The sequence below is a fragment of the Streptomyces sp. NPDC090741 genome (assembly GCF_044769045.1).
GTDB lineage: Bacteria > Actinomycetota > Actinomycetes > Streptomycetales > Streptomycetaceae > Streptomyces.
This window is the reverse complement of record NZ_JBIVXF010000002.1, coordinates 604316-619932: the sequence shown is the minus strand read 5'-3', so window position 1 is coordinate 619932 and position 15617 is coordinate 604316. Positions and strand designations below refer to the sequence as shown.

The following is a 15617-nucleotide window of genomic DNA, read 5'->3' as shown; positions in this document are numbered from 1 at the left end:
GCCGGGGCGGGGCGGCGATAATGGGACGCATGAGCACAGGTGCCGGGCGCGGGCGCTACGGCGAGGCGGTGTTCCGGCCCGAGCAGGCCGGCGAGGACGATCGCATCGACCTCGGGGCGCTCACGTACGACGACATGACGATGGACCGCCTGCGGGCCTTGGGCGCGGGGCCCGGCTGGGACTGCCTGGACGTGGGAGCCGGGACCGGCACCGTCGCCCGGCGGCTGGTCGAGGAGGCCGAGGTGGCGAGCGTGCTCGCGGTCGACCGCGACGTCCGCTTCCTCGCCGCCCGTCCGCTGCCGGGGCTCGATGTCCTGGAGGCGGACGTCAGTGCGCCGGATTTCGACCCCGGCCGTCGTTTCCAGCTCGTCCACGCCCGGTTCGTACTGATGCACCTGCCCTCGTGGCGGAGCATGATCTCCCGGCTCGGCGGCCTGCTGGCCGAGGGCGGGGTGCTGGTCCTCAGCGACGCCATCGACCTCACCAGCCGTACCGCGCCGCAGACCCCGTACACGAGGGTCATGCAGGCCATGTGGCAGGGGCTGCGGGACACGATCGGCACCGACGTCTCGTGGGTCGCGCAGTACCCACAGCACCTGCGGGACGCGGGTCTCGTGTCGGTGGCCGCCGAGATACGGGTGCCTCCCCTGATCCCGGGCAGTCCCATCAGTCGCTTCTGGGTGGGGACTTGGGACCGGGCCAGGGAGTCGATCGTGGCCACCGGACTGGTGGACGACACGACGATCGACGAGGCGGCCCGTTACCTCGACTCACCGGACTGCGCCGCTCTCTCGCCGGGAATGATCACTGCCTGGGGCCGCTTGCCGCTGCGGCACCAGATGCGGTAGGCGCTGAAACAGCAAGCCAGGGCGACCGAGGCAGCACACCAGAGGCCGACGACGACGAGGATCGTGGCGAGCAGGGACATGTGGATCACTCCTGTCCGGATGGGTGCGCTGTCCGGGCCGTCCGAAGTCCGGTCCTGGGTCCGCTTTTCGTCACGAAAATACGTGTGAAGGCGGGCAACTGGTTCACTGACTGAAGTGGTGGGGCTCAGATGCCGAATACCTCGTCACGTACCCGTGTCAGGGCGTCCTCCAACACACCTCACGGCACCGGCTCGTGCCGGATTTCTCCGCCCGATGTGCTCAGCGAGCGGCGACCGGCAGGTGGACCACACCGCGCAGCGCGATGCCCTCGATCCACTCGAACTCGTCGGTGAGCAGGCGCAGGTCGGGCATCCGCCGGACGAGCAGCCCCATGCAGATCCGGGCCTCCAGCCGGGCCAGCGCAGCGCCCAGGCACACGTGCAGGCCGTGCCCGAAGGTCAGGTGGCGTACGGCGGGGCGCTTGATGTCGAACCGGTCGGCGTCGGTGAAGACCCGCTCGTCGCGGTTGGCGGAGCCGGTCAGGCCGAAGACCAGGCCGCCCGCCGGGATCGGGACGCCGCCGAACTCCACCTCCTCGGTGGTGATCCGGCCGACCCAGCCCGACTGGCTGTCGTAGCGCATGGACTCCTCGACGGCCGGCTCCAGGAGATCCGGGTCGGCGCGCAGCGCGGCCAGCTGGTCGGGGTGGGTCAGCAGGGCGATCACGCCGTTGCCTATGACGTTGGCGGTGGTCTCGTGGCCGGCCGCCAGGATGAGCGCGCAGGTCGAGACGAGTTCCTCGTCGGTCAGCGGCCGGCCGTCGGCCCCGGTGTTCACCAGCACGCTCAGCAGGTCGTCGGTGGGCCGGCTGCGGCGCTCCGCGATCAGCTCGGTGAAGAGCGCCTCCATATTGCGTACGGCCGCCGCGGCGGTACGCATCCGGGCCTGGGGCTCGCCGCTCATCGCGGGCACCGCCATCAGCTCCATGGACCACTGCTTGAAGCCGGGCAGATCGGCCGGGCGCACGCCGAGCACGTGGCCGATGACCGCCAGGGGCAGCGGCATCGCGATGTCCTCGATCAGGTCGAACTCGCCCATTTCCAGGGCGTCTTCGATGAGCCGCTCGGCGCGCTCGGTGATGAAGGGCTCCAGCGCGGCTATGTTGCGGGCGGAGAAGGTGCGGGTCATCGGCGCACGCAGCCGGGTGTGGTCGGGGGCGTCGGCGAAGACCATCCAGTCACCGAAGAAGCGGCCGAGCAGCGCCACCTCGTCCGCCAGGCCCGCGTCCGCCCTGGGCAGCAGCGGCCCGACCCGCTCGGCGGACATCCGCCGGTCCCGGAGCAACGCGTCCACGTCGTCGTAGCGGCTGAGCAGCCACGCGCCGAGCTCGGGGTAGTGGTGCACCGGCTCGTCCGCGCGCAGTCGCGCGTAGGCCGGGTACGGGTTCCGGAAGAACTCCGGCGTCATCAGGCCGTACGGATGGCTCATGGGGGTCTCCGCATCCTCGTCGTCGTCCGCGTTCGGGGGTTTCTCTCTTTCCCTCTCATGCGGAACGAGCGGGCGCGGGGCGGTGGTTCAGCCTCCGTTTAAGGCGGAGGCGGAGGCGGAGCCGGAGGCCGTCACGAGGATCACGAACAGGAACGGCGTCAGCCGCCCGCCGGGGACTTCGACGACACGACCTGGCGCAGCAGCCGCTCGGGGAGGTATTCCGGGAAGGGCGACAGGGCGTGGGTGGTGGCCTCGTGGATCAGGTCCTGGATCGGGTCCGTCTGGGGGTCGGTCAGGGGGGTGCCCAGGCGGATGGCCACCTGCTTGCGCAGGGTCGGCAGCAGGGCGTAGAGGCGGTCGCCGGGGCAGGAGGTGGAGTTGAAGTCCCGGTGGCCGTAGATCTCCGAGGCGGGCAGGCCGTACTGGGTGCAGATGTGGGCGCACAGGTCCGCCAGCGCCGCGAACTGCGCCGCCGGCGGCTCCTCCGTCATGTACGTGCCCTCGTTCTCGATGCCGATCGAGACCGTGTTCTGCCCGACGCAGTGCGCCGCGCGCACCTGGCGCTTGCCGGTGCGCAGTTCCGCGAGGCTGTTGTGGCGGCCCTCCGTCACGAACGCCCCGCGGCTGACCGTGAAGTGCTGACCGGTGTCGATCCAGCCCTGGGCGTCCATGTGGTACGTCTGGATCGCCCGGGCCAGGGCGTACGCGCGCTGCTGCGAGTAGTCGGTCACGTTGAGCGTCGCCGTGTGGTGGACGATGATCCGCTCCGGGCGGTTGGCCAGGACCACCACGGCCTCGGAAGCGGCCCGCGCCCCCCAGCCGGCACAGCTCACGATCTCCGGTCCGGCCGCGGCAGCTGCCGCGGCGTGCGCGCGGCCCGCCGGGACGAGGGAGAGCGCGGAGCCGGCGGCCAGGGCGAACGCGCCCGTGACGACCGCTCGGCGGGTGTGCTGCGCGGGGGAGGTCATGCCGTGCCCTTTCGGTCGGAGGCTGCCCATTGAAGGGGCCCCGTCCGCAGGAGCACGTATGACACACCGATGATCGGCTTCCCGGCGGCGCCACGGGGTGAGCGGGGACCGCCATCCGGGTGCGGCCCGGGCCGCGTCCCCGGCCCCGGCCGGGCCGTCTCTCACATCCTGGGCCGGGAACACTGCCTCCCGCCCAGCCATCCAGCCATCCAGCCGCCCAAGGAGTACGGGATGTCCTTCGACGCCGTCGACCGCTTTCTGACCGCCCTCGACCCGGCACACCGCGAGGCCGTCGACGGCCTGCCGCGCGACGAGCAGGAGCGGCTCGCCGCGGCCTGGGAGGAGGAGCTGGAGACGGACACCGACATCGACACCCTGGACGAGCTGTCACCCCCGGCCGCCGAGAGCGAGGCGGCCCGACGGGTGATGGAGCGTCGTTCCGAGTAGCCGGGCCCGCGGGTCACGGGCCCGCCGCCCCCTCAGACGCGGTCGGCCGCGATCAGCAGGTACTGGAACGAGCCGTCCTTGTACGAGTTGATGAACGCCTCCTCGATGCCGGTGACGAGCGAGGAGGTGGCCCTCAGCTCCCAGTACGGCAGGGTCGCGGGGGTCAGGTCGATGACGGCCTGCGGTACGAGGCGATTGTCGGCCATGGCCCGCATGTACTGCCGGCGGGAGTGGATGTTGCACTCGAAGTGCGCGTTGATCTGGGAGACCCACTTCGAGGGCTGGCCGTAACGGGGGTTCCAGCAACCGGTGATGGTCACGTACCGGCCGCCGACGGCCAGGACGCGGGAGTGCTCGGCGAACAGGTCGTGCAGGTCGACGTACATGCTCGACTCGTTGTTCCAGGAGGCCGCGGCCTGCCCCGTCTCGAACGGCGTGTTGAGCATGTTGCAGACACGGGCGCGGACGGAGTCCTCGATGCCGAGCTCGCGGGCGCGCTGGTTCGCGAAGTCGGCCTGCTTCGCCGACAGCGTCACGCCCTCGACCTTGCATCCGAACCGCTCGTGGGCCATGACCATCGATCCGCCGCGGCCACAGCCGGCGTCCACGAGCGTGTCGTCCTGCCCGATCCGGCCGAGGTGGTCCAGGAGGACGTCGGCCTGCGCCGACTCCAGCCGGTGGAGCTCGGCGATCAGCTTCTTCTCGTATGCGCTGTCCTCGGCGTCTCCGAGGGCCGCCCGGTTGATGTCACCGATGCCGTAGTGGTGGTGGTAGAGGCCGTCGACGTCGCCGAGACGCAGGTTCACCGGCCGGGCTTCGTGGTCCCAGTAGCGGGCGATGTCGCCCTGGTAGGGCGTGGCCGGGGCCGGGATGAACGCCGAAGGGGTGGAAGCGGCGGAAGCGGCGGCGGGGGCAACGGTGAGATCGATGTTGGTCACTTATAAATCCATCCTTACCAGAAGTCGGGCAGGCTGTAGCGGTAGGTGTTGGTCTGGTGCCAGTAGTGGTTGCCGTCGACCCAGGCGGCCACGCCGCGCAGGAAGCGCGGCACGCTCGGGACGGGGCAGGCGACGGCCAGGTCGGCGGCCGCGGCCTCGAAGGCCTGCATGAGGTCGTTGTGGACCTCGACCGCCTTCAGGTAGGCCTCCTTGACGGAGACGCCCTCGCGTTCGGCGATCACCACGGGCAGGTTCAAGTGCTTGCCGGGGACGGCGAGTTCCTTGGTGTACGAGTACAGGTCGTTGACGATGGTCGTGGCGTTGCCGGCGAGCGCGATGACCCGTTGCATGGCGGGCTGGGCGTGCAGGTCCGCGGGCAGTTCGTAGCCGCCGACGGTGTCGGTGATGGTGGGGCAGGGGCGGAAGTTGTTGAACTGGCGCATCGCCAGGTACTCCCACACCTCCGGGACGTAGTCGGTCTCGGCCCAGGCCGCCTCGGCGAGGTACCCCATGTGCAGCCGGGCCATGTCGTGCCGGAACCGGTCGGCCTGGGAGGGGGTGGCCCCCTGGAGGAGGTACCCCATGGCCGAGCGGTACGCGCGCCGCGGGGCGTCCGACCGCAGGGACTCCGACCACTGCGGCTGGTACTCGGTCGTGGTGTGGAGGGGGTCGAGCGCGGTGTGGGCCAGCAGCAGGCGTCCGCCGAGGCCGACGGGCGAGCCTCCGTGGTCCTCGCAGTAGCAGTCGTCGACCACGTTCTCGGCGACCATCAGCCGGGTGGCGAGCATCAGGTGCTCGATGGTGGGGGCGTCCGGGTGACAGGCGACCATGTACCGGCCCACGGAGAAGCCGTCGAACTGGTCCTCCCACTCCGGCGGGTAGAGGTCGACCTCGTCCGCCCACGCCTTGATCCTGCGGCTGACCTCCTCCACCCGTACGGGGTCGGGTTCCGGTACGGGGTGGTGGTAGAGGCCCGGGATCGGACGGCCCGCCGCCGGCTCGGGCGGCTCCGGCGCCGCGGCCGGCGGCGGCTCCTCGTGCCGGGCCAGGTGGAGGCCCACCGTCCCCAGACCGCTGGGGCCGCGCAGGATCCGCTCAAGGGCGGGGCTCGGTGCGCCGGCGGGAGCCGGCGGCCCGGCAGGGGCGGGCACGGCGAGTTGCTCGGGCCGGATGCAGCCGACGGCTTCGACGCCGCGGCCGTGACCGTACGTCCCGAAGGCGGCCGCGGCGGCGGGGAGGCTCGACTGCACAGGGGAGGGCCCGGGATCGGGCATCCGTAACTCCTTGGTGAGGTAGTGGGGCTGTCCCGGTTCCCGGGCGCGGCCCCGGGTCGCCCGGCCCGTCAGTCGTGCCTGCGGGCGATCTGTACGTTCTCCAGCACGCCGAGCGCGTCGGGCACCAGGATGGCGGCGGAGTAGTAGGTGGAGACCAGGTAGGAGATGATCGACCGCTCGTCGATGCCCATGAACCGCACCGACAGGCCCGGTTCGTACTCCTCCGGCAGTCCGGTCTGGCGCAGGCCGATGACGCCCTGGTTGTCCTCGCCGGTACGCATCGCGAGGATCGAGCTGGTGTTCTCCTTGCTGATGGGGATCTTGTTGCACGGCAGGATCGGGACTCCGCGCCAGGCCGGGACCTGCTGTCCGCCGAGGTCGACGTGGTCCGGGTAGAGCCCGCGGGCGTTGAACTCGCGCCCGATCGCCGCGATCGTCTTGGGGTGGGCGAGGAAGAGCTTGGTGCCGCGGCGGCGGCAGAGCAGCTCGTCGAGGTCGTCCGGGGTGGGCGGGCCGGAGTGGGTCTGGATCCGCTGCTTGAAGGCGGCGTTGTGGAGCAGACCGAACTCCCGGTTGTTGACCAGCTCGTGCTCCTGGCGTTCGCGCAACGCCTCGATGGTGAGCCTGAGCTGCTCCTCGGTCTGGTTCATCGGCTCGTTGTAGAGGTCGGCGACCCTCGTGTGCACCCGCAGGACGGTCTGCGCGATGGAGAGTTCGTACTCGCGCGGGTTGAGCTCGTAGTCGACGAAGGCGCCGGGCAGTTCGGCCTCGCCGGTGTGGCCGGCGGACATGGCGATCTCGGCCTCGCCGTGCTTGTTCTGCCGCTGGTGCGGCAGCGAGCCGAACTGCTGGACGTGGTCCTGGAGATGCGGCGCCGAGGACAGTACGGCGGCGAAGTCGGAGCGGGACAGGGTGAGCAGGGTGCCCGCGGTGGCGGCGGTCGCGGTGTAGTCCCAGCCGCCGGCGCCGTCGAGCAGGGCGTTGTCGCCGAACCGGTCGCCGTCCGCGAGTACGGCGACCGCGACCTCGTCGCCGTACTTGCCGACGGAGGTCTGGTTGATCCGGCCGTGGGCGATCAGGTGGATGTCGTTGGCCGGGGTGCCGCGCTCGACGAGCACCTCACCGGCACGGAAGTCGCGCTGGACGCACCGGGCGGCGAGCGCGGTCAGCACCTCCAGGTCGTCGAAGCCGCGCAGCATGGCGAGTTCGCCGAGCTCACGGGGGATCACCCGGACGTGGGCGCCGTCCTGGACGAATTCGATGCGGCCGTCGCCGACGGTGTAGGTCAGCCGGCGGTTCACCCGGTAGGTGCCGCCCTTGGTCTCCACCCAGGGGAGCATCTTCAGCAGCCAGCGGGAGGTGATCTCCTGCATCTGCGGTGCGGACTTGGTGGTGGTGGCGAGGTTGCGGGCAGCCGCCGTGCCCAGGCTGGTCTGCCGGGGCGGTTCGAGCTGCGCCTCCGGGCTGGTGTCCACGGTCATCGGGCAGGCGCTCCTTCGTCGGGACGGTGACCGGCGACGCGCACACGTCACCGGTGGAAGAAGAAAGTCAGGGGGCGGAATTCCGGGCAATCCGTCCAGATCCGGGAGCACACTAACCGTCAGCGCGCCACACCAGCCCCTTGAGCCGTTGCCATTACCTCGATACGGCGATCTTGACCCGCACGGCGTTTACGGAGCGGTACGACAACATTCAGGCCAGATCGAACACCTGCCCCAAACGCCGCCTCGGACGGATCCTCACCGGTCGACGAGGAACATCGCCGCGTCGTCCGCCAGGCGGTGCCGGGTGTGCCGGAGCAGTGCCCGGTGCAGCTGGTCCAGGAACCCGTGCGCGTCGGGCGCCGCCTCCACCGCCCCCATCGCCCCGGGCAGGGCGAAGAAGTCGCCGGCGCTGTTGCGGGCTTCGATGACGCCGTCGGTGTAGAGGAGCAGACGGTCCCCGGGCGCGAAGGAGTAGCTGTCCACCACACCGGGAGGCCCGGTGATGAACTCCGCCAGACCGAGCGGCGGCAGCGGGCAGGCGGGCTCCAGGGCGCGGACCGTTCCGTCGCGGAGCAGCAGCGGGGGCGGATGGCCGCGATTGACCACCTCGACGACGGGCCCGTCCGGCACCTGTGCCACCAGCGCGGTGACGAATCCTTCCACGAGTACTTCCGGGTCGATCACGCCCGGCACGGCCGCGTCCCGCAGCAGTGCCGCCTCGCAGCGGCCTATGACCCCCACCAGTTCGTCCTCGTAGTGCACGGCCTCCCGGAACGCGCCCAGCACGGCCGCGGCCGCCCGTACGGCCGGCAGGCCCTTGCCCCGGACGTCGCCCACGATCACCCGGACCCCGTACCGCGTCTGCACGGCCTCGTACAGATCGCCGCCGATCTGTGCCCCCGTCTCGGCCGCCAGGTACATGCCGGCCACGCGCAGGGCACCCAGCCGGACCGGGACGGGCCGCAGCACGGCCTCCTGGGCCGCCACGGCGATCCGGCGGACCTGTTCGAGTTCGTCCTCCCGCCGCTTGCGGACGGTACTGCTCGTCGCGAGGCTCGCCAGCGACACCAGGAACAGGGCCAGGAAGTTGGTGTAGACCTGCTGGCTGCCCCAGGCCCCGTTGTACGTCGCGGTGGTCACGCTCACGGCCACGGCCAGCGCCACCGCCACCAGCGTGCCCTTGGGACCCATCGCCACCGCGGCCAGCGCCGGCGTCGCCACCAGGAGGGGGCCGGTGTACAGCACGTGCGCGGGCGTGAATTCGATGGTCAGCACCGAGAGCGCGATCGCGAAGGGCAGACACTCCGCGACTACGAAAAGGACCTGGTGGTGGCCGCCTGCTCCCGGTGGAGGAGGTGAGCGGAAGGGCACCCGCATGGATCCAGCCTGCGCCGCCGAAGCCGCTTGCCGCCACCGTTCGCCCGTGCGGGGCCCGTCAGGCGTAGAGCCCGCGGCCTGCGGGCATGTGACGCGGTGCGGGCGTCGGGGCGCCCGTTCCCCGGCCCCGCCCTCCCCCCGGAGCGGGGCCCCGCCGAGCCTGGGAGCGGTGAGTCCGGATGAGCAGCAGCCCCGAGCGCCGGGTCTCCCGTCGGGAGTTCGACGCGATCTTCGCCGAGGTCCGCACGTGGGGCCGCTGGACCCCGGCCGACCGCGGCGCCTGGAACCGGGTCACCCCGGACCACGTACGGCGGGCCGCCGCCCTGGTCCGGTCCGGAGCTGCGGTGCCGCTGGGCCTGCCCTGGGACACCCGGCCGGGACCGGACAACCGCAGGCCCGCCCTGCACTACATGACCGACCTCGGCGACGTGGAGGCCCCGGAGCCCGCCACGTACAAGGACTTCCTCGCGGTCGACTACCACGGCAAGGCCGTGAGCCACCTGGACGCGCTGTCACACGTCGCGTACGAGGGGCGACTCTACGAGGGCCGCCCGGCGCGGGAGGCCATCGGCGCCGGGGGTGCCCGCTTCGGTACGGTGGCAGCTCTCGGCCCCCTCGTCACCAAGGGCGTGCTCCTGGACCTGCCGGCCGTTCTCGGGGTCGACTGGCTGGAGCCCGGGCAGGCCGTCCACGCGCGGGACGTCCTCGCCGCGGAGCGGGCACTGGGCGTGACGATCGACGAGGGATGCGCGGTGCTGCTGCGCTCCGGCCGCTTCCGCCGCAGCCGGGAGCTCGGTCCCTGGGACTCCGACGCCGCGAGCGCGGGCTTCCACGTGGACGCCGTGCCGCTGCTGGCCGAGCGCGCCGTCGCCCTGCTCGGCGGCGACGGGGACAGCGACCTGCGCCCCTCACCGGTCGAGGGCGTCCACTCCCCCGTCCACGCCCTCGCCGTGGCCGCCATGGGGGTGCCGCTGCTGGACAACCTGGACCTGGAGGCGCTCTCGGCCGCCTGCGCCGAGGAGGGGCGCCACGAGTTCATGATCGTCGTGGCACCGCTGAACGTGCCCGGCGGGACGGGTTCCCCCGTCAATCCGGTCGCCATCCTCTGATGCGGACAAATAGGTGGGAATATACTCGGAAAGCACTTGCTCGGTGTAAGCGCTCCGCTGTGGCGCCTCGCTGCGGCCGAGCGCTCGGTAAGGGGAAGTGATGCGTATGGGGGCCACGGGAGAGCAGATCGGCCCCGCACGCTCCCGTGAGCGGTTCCTGGTGGGCGAGCCGATCGCGGACGGGGTACGCAGCCCGATCTTGAACTCGTGGCAGCGTTGCCAGTCCCTCGGACTCTCGCCGGACCAGACGGACCTCCCCTACCGGGACGATTTCGACCCGGACAGCAGGCTCGTGCACGCGGCCCAGCCCGTGCTCGACCAACTGGCGTCCCGGTTCGCAGGCAGCCAGATGAACGTCTCCCTCGCCGACGGGAACGGGACGGTGCTCCAGCGCCGCTTCGGGGAACCCACCCTGGCCCGGAGCCTGCCCCCCATCCAGAGCGTCCCCGGCTTCGTCTTCGCCGAGCGGTTCGCGGGGACCAACGGCATCGGTCTCGCGCTCGCCGAACGGCACCTGGTCCAGGTCTACGGGGCGGAGCACTTCGCCGAGCGCTCCCAGTCGAACGCCTGTTCCGCGATCCCGATCCGCGACCACCTGAGCGGGCACATCGTCGGCGTGCTCTGCTTCGGGTACCCGCACGGCTACGAACACCCGTCGCTGCCCGTCCTGGTCCGCCGGGCCGCGGAATCCATCGAGCGGCGGCTGATGGAGCAGCGTTCGGCGCGGGAGCGCGCGCTGCTGCGTGCGTACCTCGACGCCGGCCACCTGGCCGGAAACGGCGCGGGTCCCGGGGAAGGTCCGATGATCGGGCTGGAGGAGCTCGGCGACAGCGGGCTGGACCTGCACGATCAGATGATCCTCAAGGAGAAGGCCACGGAGCTCATCTCCTCGACCCGACGGGCCGCCGTCGAGGTGTTCCTGCCCCACGGGCGGGGGGTCACGCTGATGAGCAGCCCGGTCACGAGCCTCTCCGGGGTGGAGGGCGTCGTCGTGGAGGCCGTGTTCACCGGCGAGCCGCCGCCCGCGCACCACCTCTGCGTCGCGACCGGCGCGGAACCGCCGTACGGAGCGCACGGAGCACCGCACGGAGCACCCCACGAAGCGCACGGAGCACCGCACGAAACGCCTCCCGGCCCGTCCGAGGCGTACCCGCCCGCGCCCGGCGCACCCGCCCCCGGCAAGGTCAGGGGACTGGTGCTGGTGGGCGAGCCGGAAGTCGGCAAGTACGCCGTCGCGGCGCGCCGCCGCCTGGAGCTGCTGGCCGAGGCCAGCACCCGTATCGGCACCACACTGGACGTGACCCGCACCGCCTGGGAACTCGCCGAGACGGCGGTCCCGCGCCTGGCCGACTACGTCACCATCGACGTGCCGGAGGCGGTGCTGCGCGGCGAGGAATCCGCCGATCCCCGGAGCGAGCTGCACCGCGCGGTGGTCCACGGCATACGCGAGGACTGCCCCTTCTACCCCGTCGGCCGGGTGGAGTTGCGCTCCGGCACCCCCCACATGCGGTGCCTGGACAGTGGGCAGCCGGTGCTGGCGCCCGACCTCAGGGAGGCCATCGGCTGGATCGACCAGGAGCCCGAGCACGCGCGGGGGATCCTCGCCCGCGGCGTGCACTCCCTCATCTCCGTTCCCCTTCTCGCCCGCGGCGTCCTGCTGGGCATCGCCAGCTTCTACCGCTCCGAGGACCCCGCCCCGTTCGGGGAGGACGACAGCTGGCTGGCCCAGGAGCTCGCGGCCCGCGCCGCGCTCTGCATCGACAACGCACGCCGCTACACCCGCGAGCACACCCTGGCCCTGGCCCTGCAGGAGAGCCTGCTTCCGCACGGCGTGCCCGAGCAGGGCGCCGTCGAGGTCGCGCACCGCTACCTGCCCGCCGAATCCGGGGTGGGCGGCGACTGGTTCGATGTCATCCCGCTCTCCGGCACCCGCGTCGCCCTCCTCGTGGGGGACGTCGTCGGCCACGGCCTGCACGCCGCCGCCACCATGGGCCGGCTGCGTACGGCCGCCCGCAACTTCGCCGAGCTGGAACTCGCCCCCGACGAGCTCCTCACGCACCTGGACAACCTCCTGGTGCGCCTGGACCGGGAGGAGGGCGGCGACAACGACTCCGGCAGCACCGGCATCGTCGGCGCCACCTGCCTCTACGCCGTCTACGACCCCACGACGCGACTGTGCAGCATGGCCCGCGCCGGGCACCCCCCGCCCGCGCTCGTCCACCCGGGCGGCCGGGTGACGTTCCCCGAGCTGCCCGCCGGACCTCCGCTGGGCCTGGGTGGCCTGCCCTTCGAGACGGCGGAGATCGAGCTCCCCGAGGGCAGCACGCTGGTCCTGTACACGGACGGGCTGATCGAGGACCGCGAACGTGACCTCGACGTGGCCCTCGACCAGCTGAGCCACGCCCTGGCCCGGCCGGACCGCTCGCCCGAGGACACCTGCCAGGCGGTCATCGACGCCGTCGCACCCGAGCATCGCGCCGACGACATCGCGCTGCTCGTCGCCCGCACCCGTACCGTGCCCGCCGACCGGATCGCCACGTGGAACGTCTCCGCGGACCCGTCCCTGGTCGCCGGCGTCCGCGCCGCCGCCACCCGCCAGCTCGCCGACTGGGGGCTGGACGAGCTGGCGTTCGCCGCCGAGCTCATGCTGAGCGAGCTGGTCACCAACGCGGTCCGCTACGGCACCGAGCCCATCCAGGTACGCCTGGTCCACGACCGCTCGCTGATCTGCGAGGTCTCCGACGGCAGCAGCACCGCCCCGCACCTGCGGCGGGCGGCCACCACGGAGGAGGGTGGCCGCGGCCTCTTCCTCGTCGCGCAGCTCGCCCACGCGTGGGGCACCCGGTACACCACGCACGGCAAGGTCATCTGGGCCGAATGCGCCCTGGACGCGGCCTGAAGGCCGACAAATCGCCCATATCTCCATAGCCGGCAGTAGCATCACGGGTGTCCTCACCGCTTCGCGCTGTATCTCCCGCAGCACCACCTCCCCAGGCGGCCCCGGAGAAGTCCGTGCATGACACTCCCGCCACTCCCGTCACCCCCACGCCCCCGCCCTCGCGCTCGCGCTCCGGCGCAGAACCCCTCGTCCGGATGCGCGGTCTCGGCAAGCGGTTCGGCGGCACCGTCGCCCTGGACGCGGTCAGCCTCGACGTCCACCGCGGCAGCGTCCTCGCCCTCCTCGGCCCCAACGGCGCCGGGAAGTCCACCCTCATCAAGGTGCTCGCCGGGGTCCACCGCGCCGACGAGGGAGAGGTGAGCGTGGCCGGGCACCCGCTCGGCTCCGAAGCGGCCTCGCGCAGCATGTCATTCATCCACCAGGATCTCGGCCTGGTCGAATGGATGACCGTCGCCGAGAACATCGCCCTGGGCACCGGATACCCGCGCCGCCACGGCCTGATCTCCTGGCGGCGGACCCGGGAGCGCTGCGCCGAGGCGCTGGGCACCGTCGCCGGGCACCTGGACGCCGACGCCCGGATCGCCGACCTCGCTCCCGCCGAACGCTCACTGGTCGCGATCGCCCGCGGCCTGGCGAGGCGGGCGGAGCTCTTCGTCCTCGACGAGCCGACCGCCACCCTCCCCGCCGCGGACTGCGCGCGCCTCTTCGACGTCCTGCACGCCCTGCGCGACCGGGGGCACGGCATCCTCTACGTCAGCCACCGGCTCGACGAGGTGTACGAGGTCGCCGACTCCTTCGCCGTCCTGCGCGACGGCCGGCTCGTCAGCCAGGGGCCCCTCGCCGCGTACGGCCCGGACCGGCTGGTCCGCGACATCGTGGGCCACGAACCGGCCGGGCCCCCGCCCCCCGCCGCAGCCCCCGCGGCGGCATCCGCCGGCCGCCCGCCCGTGCTGCGCCTCGACGGCGTGACGACGGAACGCACCGGACCCGTCAGCCTGGAGCTGCGCGAGGGCGAGATCCTCGGCATGGTCGGCCTGACCGGCGCCGGCCACATGCACCTCGGCCGCGCCCTCGCCGGCGCGCTGCCGCCGATCGGCGGGCGGGCGCTGCTCGACGGCCGCCCGTACCACCCCCGTACGGTCGCCGCCGCCCTCGGTGGCGGGGTCGGCTTCGTCGCCGGCAACCGGCAGGAGGAGGGCTGCGCCGCGGAACTGACGGTACGGGAGAACTTCCTGGCCAATCCCCGGGCAGCCGGAGTGCCGAGCTGGCACTGGGTCGCTCCGCGGCGCGAGCGCGCCGAGGCCGCCGCCCTGATCGAGCGGTTCTCCGTACTCCCCCCCGACAGCGAGGTGCCGATCGCCACCCTGTCCGGCGGCAACCAGCAGAAGGTCATGGTCGGGCGCCGCCTCCGGGGCGGTCTGCGCCTGCTGATCCTCGAAGAGCCGACGGCCGGTGTGGACGTCGGTGCCAAGGCGTCGATCCACCGGCTCCTCGACGAAGCGCTGGGCGCCGGGCTGGCGGTCCTGCTCATCTCCAGCGATTTCGAGGAGATCGCCGACGTGTGCCACCGCGCGCTGGTGTTCGGGCGCGGGACCGTGGTGGCCGAGCTCGCGGGGGAAGCGCTGAACGTCACCGAACTCACCCGCACCGCCTCGGCCCTGCCCGCGATCACCGGAAGCCCGGAGGGCCGGTGAGTCCGCCCTCGTCCCGCCCCACGCCTCCGGCCCAGCGGCGCGGGCACGGGCATTGGCGCGGCCACGGCCACTTCATCGGCACGTACGGCCTGCTGGCCCTGACCGTCCTGCTGTTCCTGCTCTTCTCCGTCCTCCTGCCGGACACCTTCCCCACGCTGGACAACGTCTCCTCGATCCTTTCCAACCAGTCGATCCCGGCCATCCTGGCGCTCGGCGTGACGGTCCCCATCGCGAGCGGCAAGTTCGACCTGTCCATCGGCTACGGCCTGGGCCTGGCCCACGTCATGGTGCTCTTCCTCATCGTCGAGAAGGGCTGGCCCTGGCCGCTCGCCTGCCTCACGGTCGTCGCCGGAGGGACGCTGGCCGGCGCCGTGAACGGGGTCATCGTCGAGTTCGCCCGCATCGACGCCTTCATCGCCACGCTCGGCACCGGCAGCATCATGTACGCCGTCACCGGCTGGATCACCGACGGGGGCCGGATCGTTCCCGGTCCCGAGGGTCTTCCGGCCGCCTTCACCGACATCTACGACGCCCGGTTCCTCGGCCTGCCGGTCCCCGCCTTCTACGTCCTCGGCCTCGTCATCGTCCTCTGGCTGGTGCTGGAGCGGCTGCCCTTCGGCCGGTACCTGTACGTCATCGGCTCCAACCCCCGCGCCGCCGAGATCCTCGGCATCCCCACCCACCGGTACTGCGTCTACGCCTTCGCCTGCTCCAGCACGGTCGTCGGGTTCGCCGGCGTGCTGCTCGCCGCGCAGCAGCAGATCGGCAACCCGAGCGTCGGCCTGGACTACCTGCTGCCCGCGTTCGTCGGAGCCCTGCTCGGCTCCACCGCGATCAGGCCGGGCCGGGCCAACGCCATCGGCACCCTCGTGGCCGTGACCGTACTGGCCGTCGGGCTCGCCGGGATCGGCCAGCTCGGCGCCCAGTTCTGGGCCACCCCGCTGTTCAACGGCTGCACGCTGCTCATCGCGGTCGGCCTGGCCGGCTACTCGGCCCGGCGGCGGCTGCGTACCGACGCCATCGCGACGGCGGACGACGACACCGGCATCGCCACCGCCACCCCCTAAACC

The 15617-nt window shown here is 72.1% G+C and carries 12 protein-coding genes; 6 read left to right on the top strand and 6 right to left on the bottom strand.

Annotation, left to right across the window (positions count from 1 at the left end):
- The first annotated feature begins 29 nt into the window (after window positions 1-29).
- Window positions 30-848, top strand: a complete 819-nt coding sequence (locus tag ACIQU4_RS07900) for a class I SAM-dependent methyltransferase (protein WP_403727179.1) — start codon at window positions 30-32, stop codon at window positions 846-848.
- 300 nt (window positions 849-1148) lie between these two features.
- Here ACIQU4_RS07900 and ACIQU4_RS07895 read toward each other — a convergent pair whose 3' ends face one another.
- The gene (locus ACIQU4_RS07895; RefSeq protein ID WP_403727177.1) at window positions 1149-2357 is read right to left on the bottom strand and encodes a cytochrome P450; all 1209 of its coding nucleotides are present in this window, start codon (window positions 2355-2357) and stop codon (window positions 1149-1151) included.
- Window positions 2358-2515: 158 nt separating this feature from the next.
- Window positions 2516-3325 carry a peptidoglycan recognition family protein gene (locus tag ACIQU4_RS07890; protein WP_403727175.1) on the bottom strand — a complete coding sequence of 270 codons (810 nt, stop codon included), beginning with the start codon at window positions 3323-3325 and terminating at the stop codon, window positions 2516-2518.
- Between the two features lie 231 nt (window positions 3326-3556).
- Here ACIQU4_RS07890 and ACIQU4_RS07885 point away from each other — a divergent pair, with 231 nt between their 5' ends.
- On the top strand, window positions 3557-3772 hold the full coding sequence (locus ACIQU4_RS07885) for a hypothetical protein (protein WP_385588577.1): 216 nt from the start codon (window positions 3557-3559) through the stop codon (window positions 3770-3772).
- 32 nt (window positions 3773-3804) lie between these two features.
- Here the strand turns inward: ACIQU4_RS07885 and ACIQU4_RS07880 are convergent, their stop codons facing one another.
- The 4 genes from ACIQU4_RS07880 to ACIQU4_RS07865 form a co-directional block, all read right to left on the bottom strand.
- Complete coding sequence (locus ACIQU4_RS07880; RefSeq protein ID WP_403727174.1) at window positions 3805-4710, bottom strand: geranyl diphosphate 2-C-methyltransferase; 906 nt, start codon at window positions 4708-4710, stop codon at window positions 3805-3807.
- 14 nt (window positions 4711-4724) lie between these two features.
- Complete coding sequence (locus ACIQU4_RS07875) at window positions 4725-5984, bottom strand: family 2 encapsulin nanocompartment cargo protein terpene cyclase (RefSeq protein ID WP_403727172.1); 1260 nt, start codon at window positions 5982-5984, stop codon at window positions 4725-4727.
- 68 nt (window positions 5985-6052) lie between these two features.
- A complete protein-coding gene (locus ACIQU4_RS07870; protein WP_403727170.1) occupies window positions 6053-7465 on the bottom strand; it encodes a family 2B encapsulin nanocompartment shell protein in 1413 nt (470 codons plus the stop codon).
- A gap of 258 nt (window positions 7466-7723) precedes the next feature.
- The gene (locus ACIQU4_RS07865; RefSeq protein ID WP_403727168.1) at window positions 7724-8743 is read right to left on the bottom strand and encodes a PP2C family protein-serine/threonine phosphatase; all 1020 of its coding nucleotides are present in this window, start codon (window positions 8741-8743) and stop codon (window positions 7724-7726) included.
- Between the two features lie 281 nt (window positions 8744-9024).
- On the opposite strand from ACIQU4_RS07865, the gene ACIQU4_RS07860 reads away from it, so the two are divergent.
- The 4 genes from ACIQU4_RS07860 to ACIQU4_RS07845 all read left to right on the top strand — a co-directional run bounded on the left by ACIQU4_RS07860 (window position 9025) and on the right by ACIQU4_RS07845 (window position 15614).
- Window positions 9025-9954, top strand: a complete 930-nt coding sequence (locus ACIQU4_RS07860; protein ID WP_403727166.1) for a cyclase family protein — start codon at window positions 9025-9027, stop codon at window positions 9952-9954.
- 106 nt (window positions 9955-10060) lie between these two features.
- Window positions 10061-12853, top strand: coding sequence for a SpoIIE family protein phosphatase (locus ACIQU4_RS07855; protein WP_403727165.1), 2793 nt, complete (start codon window positions 10061-10063; stop codon window positions 12851-12853).
- A 113-nt stretch (window positions 12854-12966) separates the two neighbouring features.
- Window positions 12967-14547, top strand: a complete 1581-nt coding sequence (locus ACIQU4_RS07850; RefSeq protein WP_403727163.1) for a sugar ABC transporter ATP-binding protein — start codon at window positions 12967-12969, stop codon at window positions 14545-14547.
- Window positions 14544-15614 (top strand): ABC transporter permease, encoded by a 1071-nt coding sequence (locus ACIQU4_RS07845; protein ID WP_403727162.1) that lies wholly within the window; start codon window positions 14544-14546, stop codon window positions 15612-15614. The genes ACIQU4_RS07850 and ACIQU4_RS07845 overlap by 4 nt, the downstream gene beginning before the upstream one ends.
- The last annotated feature ends 3 nt before the right edge of the window (window positions 15615-15617 follow it).

Excerpts from the sequence above, each read along its gene's own strand:
- ACIQU4_RS07900 (WP_403727179.1), top strand. The coding sequence starts at position 30 with ATGAGCACAGGTGCCGGGCGCGGGCGCTACGGCGAGGCGGTGTTCCGG.
- ACIQU4_RS07895 (WP_403727177.1), bottom strand. The coding sequence starts at position 2,357 with ATGAGCCATCCGTACGGCCTGATGACGCCGGAGTTCTTCCGGAACCCG.
- ACIQU4_RS07890 (WP_403727175.1), bottom strand. The coding sequence starts at position 3,325 with ATGACCTCCCCCGCGCAGCACACCCGCCGAGCGGTCGTCACGGGCGCG.
- ACIQU4_RS07885 (WP_385588577.1), top strand. The coding sequence starts at position 3,557 with ATGTCCTTCGACGCCGTCGACCGCTTTCTGACCGCCCTCGACCCGGCA.
- ACIQU4_RS07875 (WP_403727172.1), bottom strand. The coding sequence starts at position 5,984 with ATGCCCGATCCCGGGCCCTCCCCTGTGCAGTCGAGCCTCCCCGCCGCC.
- ACIQU4_RS07870 (WP_403727170.1), bottom strand. The coding sequence starts at position 7,465 with ATGACCGTGGACACCAGCCCGGAGGCGCAGCTCGAACCGCCCCGGCAG.
- ACIQU4_RS07860 (WP_403727166.1), top strand. The coding sequence starts at position 9,025 with ATGAGCAGCAGCCCCGAGCGCCGGGTCTCCCGTCGGGAGTTCGACGCG.
- ACIQU4_RS07855 (WP_403727165.1), top strand. The coding sequence starts at position 10,061 with ATGGGGGCCACGGGAGAGCAGATCGGCCCCGCACGCTCCCGTGAGCGG.